Below are 13,580 nucleotides of genomic sequence, written 5' to 3' on the forward strand. Positions count from 1 at the left end.
CATGCGACTGATCCTTGCAGCCCTGTCCGCCATCGCGCTTGCAGCTTGTGACACAACAGGTGCGGGCGAACAGTCCCCAGCCGACACTCAGCCTCTCACCATATTCACGGGCGGCACCATCTATACGGGCCTTGATGACCCGGCGACTGTCGAGGCAGTTGTCGTCAGGGCAGATGGACGGATTATCGGTACCGCGCCGCCGCTTTCGCAGGATTGGTCGGACGATGAGGTGACGATTGTCGATCTCGGCAGCGCCGTGATGTTTCCGGGCTTTACCGACAGTCACGCCCACCTGCTTGGCATCGGTCAGCGCGAGCTGTCGCTCGACCTCACGGGCACAGCCTCGATTACCGAGCTTGTGACCCGCGTCGAGGCGGAAGCCGAGGGCCGGGATGAAGATGCGATGATTGTCGGGCGCGGCTGGATCGAGACGGGCTGGCCGGAAGGCCGCATGCCGACCGCCGCTGACCTGGACCAGGTTGTTGGCGACCGGATTGTCATCCTCCAACGCTCCGATGGTCACGCACTTGTTGCGAGTTCCGCAGCGCTGGACGCTGCCGGCATTGATGCCGATACGGCCGATCCGGCGGGAGGAAAGATAGAACGCGATGAGGGCGGCAGTGCCACCGGCATAATTCTGGATACTGCGATGGCGCCGATCTGGGCGCTGGTCGCCGCACCGAGCGAAGAGGAAATCCGGCGCGCCTATATCAAGGCAGGCGAGGTGTACGCTTCACGCGGCTGGACCGGCCTCCACAATATGAGCGTGCCGCCAGAACATGGGCCATTGCTGGCAGAGCTTGATCGCGAGGCGCTTATGCCGCTTCGGCTTTACAATGCCTTTGACGGGGAGAGTCAGGGGAATGACGGGTTTGATCTTGCCGCGGGGCGCACGTTTGAAACCGACACGATCACAAATCGCGCCGTCAAGCTTTACATGGATGGAGCGCTCGGTTCTCGCGGGGCGCTGCTCATCGAGCCTTATGCCGACCGGCCCGACACAAGCGGTCTCGCCATTACCGAGCCTGACCGTCTGCGAGCCCTCATGGAAACCGCTTCGCAAAAGGATGTACAGCTTGCGATCCACGCCATTGGTGACCTCGCCAACCGGCGTATTCTGGATGTTTATGAGGACCTCGGCTACGGCAACGAAAAGCGCTGGCGGATCGAGCATACGCAGATCGTCAATCCGGTGGACATTCCCCGCATAGCCGAGCTTGGCCTTATCGCCTCCATGCAACCCTCTCATGCAATCGGTGACCTCAAATTCGCCCCTGCGCGCCTCGGTATGGACCGTCTCGATGGTGCATATGCCTGGCAGGGCCTGCTGGATGCGGGTGCTGTCATCGCAGGTGGGTCAGATGCGCCGGTCGAGGTTGGATCACCGCTGATTGAGTTCTATGCCGCTGTCGCCCGCAAGGACCTTGAAGGGAATGATGCAGAGGGCTGGCACCCGGAGCAGGCATTGTCCCGCCAGGAAGCGCTCAGGCTTTTCACCTCATCTGCCGCCTATGCGGCCTTTCAGGAGGATGAGCTCGGCACCATCGAACCTGGCAAGCGGGCAGATTTTACAGTCTTCGACCGAGACCTGATGATCGTGCCGGAAGCTGAGATTCTGGACGCCAGACCCGTCATGACGGTCGTGCAGGGCGAAATTGTCTGGAAGGCCAGCGAATGATCTTGACCTTGCGTCGCACTAGCCGCATGGCAATCGCGTGCTAGAACCCCACCTGTAAAGACTGAAGACGACGCCGGAGACGAGACACGATGAGCCTGACCAGCGATACCGATGCCCTGAACGGTCTGGAACCGACTGTGGAACTCAAGGTGCGCGACGTGTTCGGCATTGATACGGACATGGTCGTCCACGGTTTCAAGGACAAGACCGAATACGTTCCGGAAGTCGACGAGGCCTACCGCTTCGACCCTCAGACGACACTGGCGCTCCTGGCCGGCTTCGAGCACAATCGCCGCGTCATGGTGCAGGGCTATCACGGCACCGGCAAGTCGACCCATATCGAACAGGTGGCTGCACGTCTCAACTGGCCGATGATCCGCATCAACCTCGACAGCCATGTCAGCCGGATCGACATGGTCGGCAAGGATGCGATTGTCCTGAAGGACGGCGTCCAGGTCACCGAGTTTCGCGAAGGCATCCTGCCCTGGGCCCTGCAACGCCCCGTTGCGATCTGTTTTGACGAATACGATGCCGGGCGCCCGGATGTGATGTTCGTGATCCAGCGCGTTCTGGAGGCCTCTGGTCGCCTGACGCTGCTCGACCAGAATCGCGTCATCTCGCCGAATCCCTTCTTCCGCCTGTTCGCGACGACCAACACGGTCGGTCTCGGCGATACGACGGGCCTCTATCACGGCACCCAGCAGCTCAACCAGGGCCAGATGGACCGCTGGAGCATCGTCACCACGCTGAACTATCTTGAGCATGACGCCGAAGTGGAAATCGTCGCGACCAAGGCGACCGATCTCGACAAGGATCTGCTCTCCAAGATGGTCCGCCTCGCAGACCTCACCCGGAACGCGTTCATGAATGGCGACATTTCCACCGTGATGAGCCCGCGGACCGTGATCACCTGGGCGGAAAACTACCGTATTTTTGGTGACCTCGGTCACTCCTTCCGGATGACCTTCCTCAACAAGTGCGATGAACTTGAGCGCCCACTGGTCGCCGAGATGTATCAGCGCTGCTTCGATGAGGACCTGCCGGAAAGCGCGCTGATGGTCCGCGTCGCCTAGTCTCTTTCCTCCCGCGGCCGGAAATCCTGTCGCACGAGCGTGAAGGGCTGGTCGTTCCAGTCGCGGTCAACTTCCTTGAGGACCGAGCAGGACTGGAATTCCATCTTCATGGGCTGCCATTCCGGCTTCCTGAGCGGTTCATTCTCGACCACCAGGTTGAAAGGGATGGGCTCGCCATTCACGAACAACTCGTGCGGGCCGGACGTTGCCTTCCACCAGACGTTCATGTGGACTTCCAGACCGCGCACGCCGCCCTGGTCCATGCACACCTTCCAGTTGCTGTGTGAGGAATAGCCATCCTCGCCGTCCTGCTCGCAGATATAGCGATAACCGCTGACTTCGAGGTCGCGATAACGCGGCATGAAGATGTGCTGGACACCCCAGAGGTTCGCCCCGTAGAGGCGCAAGGTGATGCCGGACCGGTTCCCTCGCATGTAGTAGTTTTCACTGGCCCATGCCGTCATCACAGTGACCGGGTCACCAACCGGCTTGCGCTCGCTTGTTTCGGCATTCACTGCTTCGACTTCGGTGATCGAACTTCCAACACGCGCCCAGACCTCCGGTCCCGTCTTGTCTTCGCGGTATTGCCAGCTACCGGACATTGCGCCCGTGCCGACCGAGAGTTCCGAAGAGCCGCCCCAGTGACCGTGAATCCCATAGGGCCAGTCCACCGTGACCTTGCCGCCTGGGCTGACCGTCACCGCGTCTGAATTCGTCGACGCTCCAGAATTGCCTGGTTGCCAGAAGGAGGCTTTCCAGGCGGCCGCGGGGTCCCGCTGGAAATGATACCAGCAGCCACCCTCTGCGTCCCAGCATTTGCGCGCGCCCCCCTTGGTCAGCGCTATCATGGCGGGCGGCTCGTCCGAATTGATCCAGGTCACAAACCAGTTGCCTTCAAGGCCGAGAAGCGGATGGATCGAAGGGTCGTCATAGTCCGGCAAGCGATCCAGGGCGCGGTTTTCAGGATCGTATTCCATGGGCCGGTGCGCGGGTGGCGGCCGGATGAAACGCTCGCCGACGAGCGTGCCATCCTCGAAATGGCCGCGGAAGGTCTGGCCCTCCTCGCCGCTGGTTTCATTGATGCATTCATCACCCTCAGCTTGCGTCTTCACGGCGATGACGTCGCGCAATTCCTCGTCTGATTTCAAGCCGATCTCGACACCGACATAAGGGATTTCCGCGCCGCATCGATACTTGTTCGAGTGCCATGTGCCTTCCAGAAGCGTTCGGGCATCGGGCATGGGGCGTTCAAGGTCGAGCACCGGCTGCACGTCAGCGGCGGCGAAGTCGGTCAGCTGGCTCCAGTCGAGCTCGAATTCGCGGCTTGTTTCCCCGCCATCGATTTCGCCGACATCTGTCGCCTTCAGGACGGGCCCGGCGAGGGGATGGGCGCTGCGATGGAAGGCGTAGGCTTCTAGCGACGCGACCGTCCAGTCCTCGGCAATGGAACGGCCGAGGGCATCGGTGAATTCGGCGGCAGGGCGCTGCGTGGCCGTATCCATGCCGGTCACGAATTTGGTCATCAGTTCGCGCCGATCATTCAGGTTTTCATCGTCGCTTTCATAGATTGCGGTCGAAACGACGAGGATGCCTTCCGGCGGCAATTTTACGGTGCGTCGCGTTTCACTATTGGAGGGAAAGGGTTCTTCCTCGTCATCATCCATGTCCTCGAAGGGTGGCGAGAGATAGGTGTGAGACTGATCCTGCAGCCCGTTTAGCGGCGCAATGTGGAAGATCACGAAGGGCTCATCGGAATTGGACCCGCGATCCAGCACGGATTCCTTGATGGTCCGCAGTTTTGTGAGCCGTATCTCGACCGCGATCCAGCCATCTTCCCGCTCATCTTCGGTGAGCACCGAGGCGCGGTCACGCACCGAAAAGTGCACGGCATGATGGCCTTCATCGCCGCCATTCACTTCCAGAGAATCGGTGAACTGGCCGCTGCCAAGGCGGGCTTTCAGCCGCTCGGCCGTGTAATTCACATTCCGCGACCCAACGAGATCTGCATTGCCGCCCACCACACTGATGAGCAGGCGTCTGGCATCCGTCAGGGTTTCGCTGATGCCATTGGAAAAGTCTGTTGCCAGCGCTTCCAGGACATCTGTAAAGCCCGCCGATTCATTGCGCAGCGATACCGAAATGGGGCGATCGCGAAACGGGCCGATGGTGTAGACGTCATCATCGCCGCGCTCAAAGTCATTGTAGACGAGCAGACGGTTTGTTGTGCGCCCTTCCTTGTCATCGGTGGGCAGGTAATCAAGCAGTACTTCGCGCGTGCCATCCGGCATTGTGACGCGGGCATAGATATCGGCGTCCGTTCCGGCTCCAAACTCGTCCGCCGTCTTGATGCGAAGGCGCAGGAACCATCCGCGCGCGGCAGAGGCAGGTTCCTCAAGGTTGCGGCGCGGGTTGCCGACTGGATAGTCGCCAGCGGCGAGGAACTGGTAGGGCAGCTTCGAGAAGTCCTCGAACTGTTCGAAGCGGCGGGGAGGAGATGACGCGCTGCTTTTCAGCCTGTTCCAGTAGTCGCCCTTGCCGAGCTGGTTCATCTGGATCTCGAGATAGTCGGCCCATTCCATGGTGGCACGAATGGCGAGGTCCTTTGCGCCCGCAAAGACAAGATCGCCGTCTACGCCGTCCCGGCAGACTGTGCCCCCTTCAGAAGCAACGATGTCCGAGCACCGGTCTTCTGGAAAGTGAAGGCCATCGCGCCCATCGAGAAAACGCCCATCCTCTCCGGTCAGACTGCGATTGGGTGCCTGCGCGCGCGCCAGCGCCGTATTGTCCAGGGCGATGCCCGGCGGGTTGGTCCAGATCGTTGTCTGCCCGTCAGTGATCGGATCCTCGAGGCGTGCGATCACCTGCTGGGCGCCGGAACAGGCCCTGAACTTGTCGCACATGCTGGTATTCTGGATGGGGGACAGGCCGCTGCACAGCGTCCCCAGCGCCGAATCCATATTATCCCCCCGCAGGATTGAGCAGGAGAGCGAATAGGCACCGTGATGGGCCGGTGCGCCTGAAAGGGGCTTTTCATAAGCGCCGGCAAAGAGCGGCAAACCGTCCCGGGTTTCCCTGGGCGTTTCGAAATAGGTGAGGCAACGATTGCGCGTGCCCGATTCCCAGCTCGAATGGGAGTAGAAATCCTGCACGGCATGGAAGGATACGCCAAGGATGTGATGCCCGGCGGCGATACCCTCATCCTCTGGAAGCTCCGAGGCCCAGACCAGCCCAATCAGCGTGCCCATTGCATAGCGTTCCCAGTTGGATTGCAGGCCGCTATTGGAAAACGTGTCGTCGAAGTGGAGCTTGGCGAGGTCATGGAAGCCGACAAGGGCAGCCTTCGTACGCCGGTAGACAGAGGATTCATATTCCCCATCCTCGGCCCGGAACCCATCGACGGCGCCTTCCAGCCAGAAGACCGGATTGTAGAGGTATGAATCGATGTAGTCGGCATGCCAGGCGATAGCCTCAGCGGCGCTGTTCGAAAACTTCACCGGGGGATTGTCATAGGGCGCGTCTGTTCCGGTCAGTGCGCGATAGGTGATGTTTTCGTGATGCCAGGGATTGCCCCGCGCAATGTCTTCACCGCCAAAGCTCCAGGCCGTTGCGGCAAATGCCGCCGAGCCCACCATAGCGGGCAGCCAGAGTGCATGTTTCATTGTTCCGTCCCCTCACGACGCAGCCTGCATACTACCACGAAGCGCCGGATGCCCCAAAGCGGCGCCAGAGCAGCAAGAACCGATGACATTGCTTCGGGCGAGACCGTGACGTTGGGTGAGTTGCAATCAAGCCGCTCTCGGCTCTTCGCATCGGCCGACTTAAGCGCTATGTCAGCAGCATGGCCAAGACGGACGACACGCCTTTCGAACTTTTCAAGCAGGCGCTTGCGGCAACCGCAAAGGCGATGAGCCAGGCGCGTGACGTCGAAACCTCGTTCAGCGCCGAAGCGGGCCGCGCCGAAGATGGCCGCCTTATCCTGCAGACCCCGCCGCGTGAACTGTCCCCGGCGCAGGCCGCCCGCGCTCGCGGCGAGGCCGATGCGCTCGCCCTGCGCATGGCGCACCACGACCCCGTCACCCATAGCGCCGAACGTCCCTCGGGCGAGATGGCGCGTCAGGTCTATGAAGCGGCAGAACGCGCCCGGATCGAATCCATCGGCTCGCGTGCCATGGACGGCACGGCGCGCAATCTTGATGCGGCGCTTTCGGCCCGCTGCGAGAAGGCCGGCTATTCAAGGATGCAGGACCGGACAGACGCGCCCATAGCGCCAGCACTCGAATTCCTGCTGCGCGAGAAGCTGACCGGTCGGCCCCTGCCCCCGGAAGCTGAAGGCATCGCATCCCTCTGGCGTGAAGAAGTCAATGAGCGCGGCGGTGACACGCTCGAAAAGCTGATCGAGCAACTTAGCGACCAGCGCGAATTCGCAAAAACCGTCCAGCAGCTCATCAAGGACCTGACAGCCGGCGACGAGTCGGGCGAGGAAGCCGACGACGAGTCCGAAACCGAAGAGGAAAGCGAGCAGGACGAGCAGTCCGCTGCGAGCGATGACCCCGACGCTGGCGACGACACGGACGGCAGCTCCATGGAAGAGATGGAGGCCGGCGACAGCGATGACGTCGAAGGCGAAGAAACCAATGTCAGTGTCGATGCGGACGCCGAATCCGAAGGCGATGATGATGTCGACGAGACCGATGATGGCTCAAAGCCACTCCGGCCGAACTTCCGCGAAGGCGACGACAAGGCGGATTTCGTCTACCGCGTCTTCACCAAGGCGCATGACGAGATCGCCAATGCCGCAGATCTCTGCGACGCAGAAGAACTGACCCGGCTTCGCGCCTATCTCGATCATCAGTTGCAGGCCTTGCAGGGCGCCGTCTCGAAGCTCGCGAACAGGCTGCAGCGCCGCCTCATGGCGCAGCAGAACCGGTCCTGGTCCTTCGATCTGGAAGAAGGGGTGCTCGACACGGCCCGCCTCACCCGCGTCATCACGGATCCGACAGCGCCGCTTTCTTTCAAGCAGGAAGACGACAGCGAATTTCGCGATACGGTCGTGACGCTGCTGCTCGACAATTCCGGCTCCATGCGAGGCCGGCCCATCATGGTGGCCGCGCTCTGCGCCGACATTCTGGCCCGCACGCTGGAGCGCTGCGGCGTGAAAGTCGAGATTCTCGGCTTCACGACAAAGGCCTGGAAGGGCGGTCTTGCGCGCGAGGACTGGGTGAAGGCGAACAAGCCCGCTGGCCCGGGCCGGCTCAATGATTTGCGCCACATCATCTACAAGTCCGCCGACGCCCCATGGCGCCGCGCCCGCCGCAATCTCGGCCTGATGATGCGCGAGGGTCTGTTGAAAGAGAATATTGACGGCGAAGCCCTGCTCTGGGCGCATGAGCGCATTCTCGGCCGGCCCGAACAGCGCAAGATCCTGATGGTCATTTCCGATGGCGCTCCGGTGGATGATTCAACACTCAGCGTCAATGTCGGCAACTATCTTGAGCGGCATCTGCGCCAGGTCATTGCCGAGATCGAAGGCCGCAGCCCGGTCGAGCTGATCGCCATCGGCATCGGCCACGATGTCACCCGCTATTATCGCCGCGCTGTGACCATCGTCGATGCCGAACAGCTCGGCGGTGCCATGACGGAACAGCTGGCCAGCCTTTTTGACGAGAAGGGGAACGCGCCGGAGCCGTCCGCCATGGTTGTGCCACCGCTTCGCGGCGAGTCCCGCAGTTTTGGTGGCGTCTCAACCACCAGCCCCGGCGGCCCCCGCTATGGCAGCAAGGTTTCCAGCCGCGATGTGAAGACAACAAGTTTTCAGGAAGTTGCCCGCAAAGCGTCGAAATCCTGAGGCAAGATCGTCAGGACCATGAATGTCGGCGAGGGCTGGACGATGCAGACACCCAGATGGATTTTCGGCGCGCTTCTGCTCGCTGCAGCGTGCCGGGCATCCTCGCCCGATCCCGCCATATCATTGGAAAATGCGGCGCTCTGGTCGTTCTCTGACAGGCTGTCGGCGCTGCAAACGCAGTCATGCCCCAATGGCGACCAGCGCGGATTCGAGATCTCGACACTTATCGACGTCGAGCCCGTCGCGCTCGGCGATGCAGAAGACGTTGCCGAAGCCCTGAAGGGACTGGAGTTCAGGGGCGGCTGGGCCTTGTCCTCGGCGGTGGCGTCCTTTGGCGGGCTGTCAGGTCTCGATGTCCTGCCGGACGGCGACCTCCTCGCCGTGTCTGACAGCGGCGCTTTCGTCCGCATTGGCTTTGACCAGGCTGGCCTGCAGCCGACCGGTCAGGCCTCCATTGCCTTCATGCAGGACGCCAATGGCGATATCGTCTCCGGCAAGGAAGATGCGGACGCCGAAGGTCTCGCCTATCGCGACGGTGTCGCGCTGGTCAGCTTCGAGCGCAATCACAGGGTCCTCGCCTTCAATTACGGTCTCTGCGGGGCGAATGCGCGCGGCATCAAGGTCGCGGACATTGGCTCGCGCCCGCAGACACTCGGCCAGTCCATAAGGGGCAATGCCGGTGCCGAGGCCCTGGCGCTGGACGGCGACAAGCTGTCGGTTGGCCTTGAGACCGTGATCAATGGAAAGGGACCTGTCGCGACCATTTCCGAGCGTGGCGATGCGCTCTTTGCGCGCGACTCCTGGCTGGAGACCAGCGGCGTGCCTCTTGTCGGCATGGACACCTCGCCAGCTGGCCTGTTCAGCCTGCAGCGGGCCTATAATCCGCTCACCGGCAATACGATCTATGTCCGACAGTCTGATGAGGCCGGCACGCGCGTCCTGGCCAGGCTGCAGAAACCGCTGACGGTGGATAATTTCGAGGGCATCGCCGTCGACACCTCCGCCGGCCCGACGCGGATCTTCCTGATTGCGGATGACAATTTCAGCAAGGATCAGCAAACGCTGCTTTTCGTGTTCGAGCTGAAATCCTAGCTCGCCCACATCCGGATGAGATTGGAAATCGTCTTGTCGAGGATGAGTTTCTGTTCCCGTGTCCCTTTTGGCAGCGCAGCGCGAGTGCTTTCGAGATCGAACAGGATCTCGCGCTGGTCGGCTCGCTGGATACGGCTTTCGATCCATCCGACGCAGGCAATGCGTGAGCCTTTCGTGACCGGTTTCACCTGGTGGATCGCCCCGGACGGATACAGGATCATCGTCCCCGCCTCGGGTTTGGCCATGAAATCGCCCGCTGCGGTCAGCAGGTGCAATTCGCCGCCCTCATAGGTTTCAGGTGCGCTCAGGAACAGGGTGAAGGACAGGTCTGTGCGCATCTGGCGTCCATCGGTGGACATCAGCGCATTGTCGACATGAAAGCCGTAATGGCCGCCTCCCTCGGTGCGGCTGAGCAGGAGGCGCGAATATCGCTTGGGCCGCGCCATGGCTTTCATCGTCGCATCGGCCGAGATGGCAGACATCAGGAAATCGTGCAGGCCCTGGCCGGCCTCCGATTTGAGGTCGGCCTGCAGGTTCGACTTCACAGCGCGGGCCGTCCGACCAGCGGTCTCGCGGCCGTCACGCCAGTCAAGCGCCCCGGCTTTCTCAAGAACGCGTTTGACGTCAGTCTTGCTGAGGATGCCAGGTATCGTAAGGAACATGGGGTTTCCGGTTGAGTATGAGAATGATTTGCAGTAGTCGATGAGGCTGCACTTGTCATTACTGCATAGCACCGGAGTCATCTATGTCTTTCACACCCCGCAATCTCGTCCGCTTCGGGCTGGCGGCTGCCCTGATCGGATCAACCTCGCTCGCAGCATGCAGTGGCGAAGGCGGTGAGGGAGAAGCTGGAGAAGGAGAGGCCGCAGCCGTCGGCGAGGCCGGTGACTCCGCATCCTATGCGGGCGAAGGGGAAGGCGAGGGCGCGGCCTATGCCGGAGAAGGCGAAGGCGGCGAAGGTGAAGGCGGTGAAGCCGGTCACGGCATGGATACATTGCCGACCGAAAACCGTCTCGCATTCATGCGCGGCCATGTCGAAGCAGGCCTCGCACTGTACCGTGCCGGCGCACCTGAACAGGCCGCCCCGCACCTGCTCCACCCTGTCTCCGAAACTCACGCAAGCGAACGCGAAGGCCTCGACGAGCTTGGTTTCGACGCACCGCTATTCGAGCGGATCTCCGCTGCACTTGAAGCCGGGACGGCATCATCTGAAATCGAATCAGATCTCACAGCCGCCGAAGAAAACCTCGCCATGCTTGCAGACAAGGCCGGTGGGTCCAGCAAGGAAATTCTCAACTTCCTGATGGATACGACGCTGGCTGAATACCGGGTCGGTGTCGTTGACGGCGAGATCGTCAATGCCGGCGAATTTCAGGACGCCTATGGTTTTGTCACCGTCGCGCAGGATTATGCCGCTGACCTCGAAGGCCCGGAGGGCGAGGCAGTGCGCACGGAGCTGGATGTGCTCAAGGCCGTCTGGTCTGGCGCGCCGCTGGCAGACTCCACCCCCGCACCGGTTGACCAGGTTGCAGCCCAGATTTCCCGCGTTCAGCTGGAACTGTCGGCGATCCGTTAATTGGTGATCGCGTCGACGAGCGCCGCGGCCTCATAGGAATTCCAGTCGGCTTCGCCAGCAAGCCGGGCGATCTCGACACCTTCCTCGTCATAGATGACGGTTGTCGGGAAGCCGCGGGCGCTACTGTCATAGACCACTTCCCATTTCTCCGGCGGGGCGAAGTAGAAATCGAGCACGCCGCCGGTCAGCTCCTCAAGGCGCTGGATCGCATAATCCTTGTCCTCGGTTGCATCGACGCTGATCGCGATGACCTGGAAATTGTCTCCGCCCTTCTGGGTCTCGAGTGCGGCCAGTGACGGCATTTCGCGCTCGCAGGGCCCGCACCAGGTCGCCCAGAAATTGACGAGCGTGGTCTTGCCCCTGAAGTCTGAAAGGCTCGCCTCACGGCCATCCGGTCCTTCGAACTTTGCCTGTGAAATGACAGCGCCTTTCCTGCTTGTGTCGAGCTTGGCAAGGCTGCCCGTTGCAAGTTTCTCGATCGGATCGGAACTTCCACCCTTGGAAGTCGCGCTCAGCAATGCAAAAGACACGACAACGACCAATCCGATGATCATGGCCAGTATCGCAAACTTCAGGGTACGGGGCATGGGTCACTCCATTCGATGGGACTGCACATATGGTGGATAAGAAAAGCCAGGGCCAGCAAATGTGGGGGGGACGCTTTGCCGCGCAGCCTACCGACATCATGCAATCGATCAATGCCTCGATCGATGTCGACAGGCGTATGGCCCTGCAGGACGTCGCGGGCAGCCGCGCTCATGCGGACATGCTGGCCGAGTGCGGGATCATATCCGAGGCCGACAATGAGGCGATCCAGTCCGGTCTCGACAAGGTGCTGGAAGAGGTTGAGGCCGGAACCTTCCCCTACCGCGTTGAGCTCGAAGACATTCACATGAATGTCGAGGCGCGCCTGAAGGAGCTGATCGGTGAGCCGGCAGGGCGCCTTCACACCGCCCGTTCGCGCAATGACCAGGTCGTTACCGATTTCCGCCTGTGGACGCGCGGCGCGCTCAGCGAAGCTCAGATTGCGCTTCGCGCCCTGCAGAAGGCGCTGGTCGCCCGTGCGGGTGAGAATGCTGGTACGGTGATGCCGGGCTTCACCCATCTGCAGACTGCCCAGCCTGTCACGCTCGGTCACCATCTTCTCGCCTATGTCGAGATGATCGAGCGCGACAAGGGCCGCTGCAGCGATGCCGCGAAACGCCTCAACGAATCGCCGCTGGGGGCCGCCGCCCTTGCCGGCACAGGATTCCCGATTGACCGCGATGCGACCGCGGAAGCGCTGGGCTTTGACCGGCCGATGGCGAACTCGCTCGATGCGGTGTCGGCGCGGGACTTTGCACTGGAATCCCTGTCCGCCCTGGCGATTGCCGCGACCCATCTTTCGCGTCTGGCCGAAGAGATCGTTCTCTGGACAAGCGCCCAGTTCAGCTTCGCCAAGCTCTCCGATGCCTGGTCGACCGGTTCGTCGATCATGCCGCAAAAGCGCAACCCGGACGCGGCTGAGCTGATCCGCGCCAAGGCCGCGCTGATCGCTGGCCAGTTCGCGAGCCTGCAGGGCGCGGTCAAGGCGCTTCCGCTTGCCTATGCGAAAGACCTGCAGGACGACAAGCGCCTGACCTTCGAGGCGTTCGATACATTCGGCCTCAGCGTGAAGGCGATGACCGGCATGATCGAGACAATGAGCTTCAACCCGGACGCCATGCGGGCCGCCGCCGCGAAGGGCTTCTCGACCGCGACCGACCTTGCAGACTTCCTGGTGCGCGAGCTGAAGATGCCATTCCGCGACGCACATCATGTCACTGGTCGCATCGTAGCCATTGCAGAAGCAGAGGGCAGCGATCTCGCGGCGCTGCCATTACAAACCATGCAGACTGTCGAACCGCGCCTTACAGAAGACGTATTTTCCGTGCTAAGCGTAGAGGCATCTGCAGCGAGCCGCCGGTCCTATGGCGGCACGTCGCCTGAACGCGTCAGCGAGCAGGTGGAACAATGGAAAAAGCGCCTCGGCCTGGAGACTTAAGACGGCATGAAGACATCGATCCTTTTCGCAACGGGTATCGCCCTGACCGGCATTCTTGGTGGCTGCGGAATTCGCGGCGACCTGCAACGCCCGCCGCCGATCTTTTCAGAGCCGCCGAGCGAGGAAGCACAGACGCCTGTCGACGTACCGGTCGAATTCGCGCTTGCGCCTGAGCGGCCGGCCGACACCGCATATTACAACTCACTCGGTGGAGAAATCCCGAAGCCAGACCCAGCCGCTGAAGTCGGTGAGGATGAGCTCGGCGATATCCCGGCCGGCTAGGACCTGACACC

Annotated in this window: 10 protein-coding genes; 7 read left to right on the plus strand and 3 right to left on the minus strand. The window is 61.6% G+C overall.

The features are described from left to right. Window position 1 precedes the first annotated feature (1 nt). Together B8746_RS05335 and cobS are read left to right on the plus strand one after the other, a co-directional pair. Window positions 2-1,678 carry an amidohydrolase gene (locus B8746_RS05335; RefSeq protein WP_084392191.1) on the plus strand — a complete coding sequence of 559 codons (1,677 nt, stop codon included), beginning with the start codon at window positions 2-4 and terminating at the stop codon, window positions 1,676-1,678. Between the two features lie 89 nt (window positions 1,679-1,767). Then, the gene (gene cobS / locus B8746_RS05340) at window positions 1,768-2,751 is read left to right on the plus strand and encodes a cobaltochelatase subunit CobS (RefSeq protein ID WP_084392193.1); all 984 of its coding nucleotides are present in this window, start codon (window positions 1,768-1,770) and stop codon (window positions 2,749-2,751) included. On the opposite strand, the gene B8746_RS05345 is transcribed toward cobS, so the two are convergent. Further along, window positions 2,748-6,410: a hypothetical protein gene (locus tag B8746_RS05345; RefSeq protein WP_084392196.1), complete on the minus strand. Its 3,663-nt coding sequence runs from the start codon at window positions 6,408-6,410 to the stop codon at window positions 2,748-2,750. The two genes, cobS and B8746_RS05345, sit on opposite strands and share 4 nt — an antisense overlap. A gap of 179 nt (window positions 6,411-6,589) precedes the next feature. Between B8746_RS05345 and cobT the strand changes: the two genes are divergently transcribed. Both cobT and B8746_RS05355 read left to right on the plus strand, forming a co-directional pair. Further along, window positions 6,590-8,596, plus strand: a complete 2,007-nt coding sequence (gene cobT, locus B8746_RS05350; RefSeq protein ID WP_084392199.1) for a cobaltochelatase subunit CobT — start codon at window positions 6,590-6,592, stop codon at window positions 8,594-8,596. An 18-nt stretch (window positions 8,597-8,614) separates the two neighbouring features. Further along, window positions 8,615-9,688 carry an esterase-like activity of phytase family protein gene (locus B8746_RS05355; protein ID WP_084392202.1) on the plus strand — a complete coding sequence of 358 codons (1,074 nt, stop codon included), beginning with the start codon at window positions 8,615-8,617 and terminating at the stop codon, window positions 9,686-9,688. Here the strand turns inward: B8746_RS05355 and B8746_RS05360 are convergent. Continuing rightward, entirely contained in the window at window positions 9,685-10,350 is a 666-nt protein-coding gene (locus B8746_RS05360) for a Fe2+-dependent dioxygenase (RefSeq protein ID WP_084392204.1), read from the minus strand. The two genes, B8746_RS05355 and B8746_RS05360, sit on opposite strands and share 4 nt — an antisense overlap. An 83-nt stretch (window positions 10,351-10,433) precedes the next feature. Between B8746_RS05360 and B8746_RS05365 the strand changes: the two genes are divergently transcribed. Further along, window positions 10,434-11,264: a hypothetical protein gene (locus B8746_RS05365; protein WP_084392207.1), complete on the plus strand. Its 831-nt coding sequence runs from the start codon at window positions 10,434-10,436 to the stop codon at window positions 11,262-11,264. On the opposite strand, the gene B8746_RS05370 is transcribed toward B8746_RS05365, so the two are convergent. Further along, window positions 11,261-11,851 carry a TlpA family protein disulfide reductase gene (locus tag B8746_RS05370; RefSeq protein ID WP_084392209.1) on the minus strand — a complete coding sequence of 197 codons (591 nt, stop codon included), beginning with the start codon at window positions 11,849-11,851 and terminating at the stop codon, window positions 11,261-11,263. The genes B8746_RS05365 and B8746_RS05370 overlap by 4 nt on opposite strands. A 29-nt stretch (window positions 11,852-11,880) precedes the next feature. Here B8746_RS05370 and argH point away from each other — a divergent pair, with 29 nt between their 5' ends. After that, window positions 11,881-13,287: an argininosuccinate lyase gene (gene argH / locus B8746_RS05375; protein ID WP_095380826.1), complete on the plus strand. Its 1,407-nt coding sequence runs from the start codon at window positions 11,881-11,883 to the stop codon at window positions 13,285-13,287. 6 nt (window positions 13,288-13,293) lie between these two features. Continuing rightward, entirely contained in the window at window positions 13,294-13,569 is a 276-nt protein-coding gene (gene lptM / locus B8746_RS05380) for an LPS translocon maturation chaperone LptM (protein WP_084392213.1), read from the plus strand. The last annotated feature ends 11 nt before the right edge of the window (window positions 13,570-13,580 follow it).

This window comes from Henriciella pelagia (genome assembly GCF_002088945.1).
GTDB classification, from domain to species: Bacteria; Pseudomonadota; Alphaproteobacteria; order Caulobacterales; family Hyphomonadaceae; genus Henriciella; species Henriciella pelagia.

Coding starts and splice junctions, on each gene's coding strand:
- B8746_RS05335 (WP_084392191.1), top strand. CDS start 2: ATGCGACTGATCCTTGCAGCCCTGTCCGCCATCGCGCTTGCAGCTTGT.
- cobS (WP_084392193.1), top strand. CDS start 1,768: ATGAGCCTGACCAGCGATACCGATGCCCTGAACGGTCTGGAACCGACT.
- B8746_RS05345 (WP_084392196.1), bottom strand. CDS start 6,410: ATGAAACATGCACTCTGGCTGCCCGCTATGGTGGGCTCGGCGGCATTT.
- cobT (WP_084392199.1), top strand. CDS start 6,590: ATGGCCAAGACGGACGACACGCCTTTCGAACTTTTCAAGCAGGCGCTT.
- B8746_RS05355 (WP_084392202.1), top strand. CDS start 8,615: ATGAATGTCGGCGAGGGCTGGACGATGCAGACACCCAGATGGATTTTC.
- B8746_RS05360 (WP_084392204.1), bottom strand. CDS start 10,350: ATGTTCCTTACGATACCTGGCATCCTCAGCAAGACTGACGTCAAACGC.
- B8746_RS05365 (WP_084392207.1), top strand. CDS start 10,434: ATGTCTTTCACACCCCGCAATCTCGTCCGCTTCGGGCTGGCGGCTGCC.
- B8746_RS05370 (WP_084392209.1), bottom strand. CDS start 11,851: ATGCCCCGTACCCTGAAGTTTGCGATACTGGCCATGATCATCGGATTG.
- argH (WP_095380826.1), top strand. CDS start 11,881: ATGGTGGATAAGAAAAGCCAGGGCCAGCAAATGTGGGGGGGACGCTTT.
- lptM (WP_084392213.1), top strand. CDS start 13,294: ATGAAGACATCGATCCTTTTCGCAACGGGTATCGCCCTGACCGGCATT.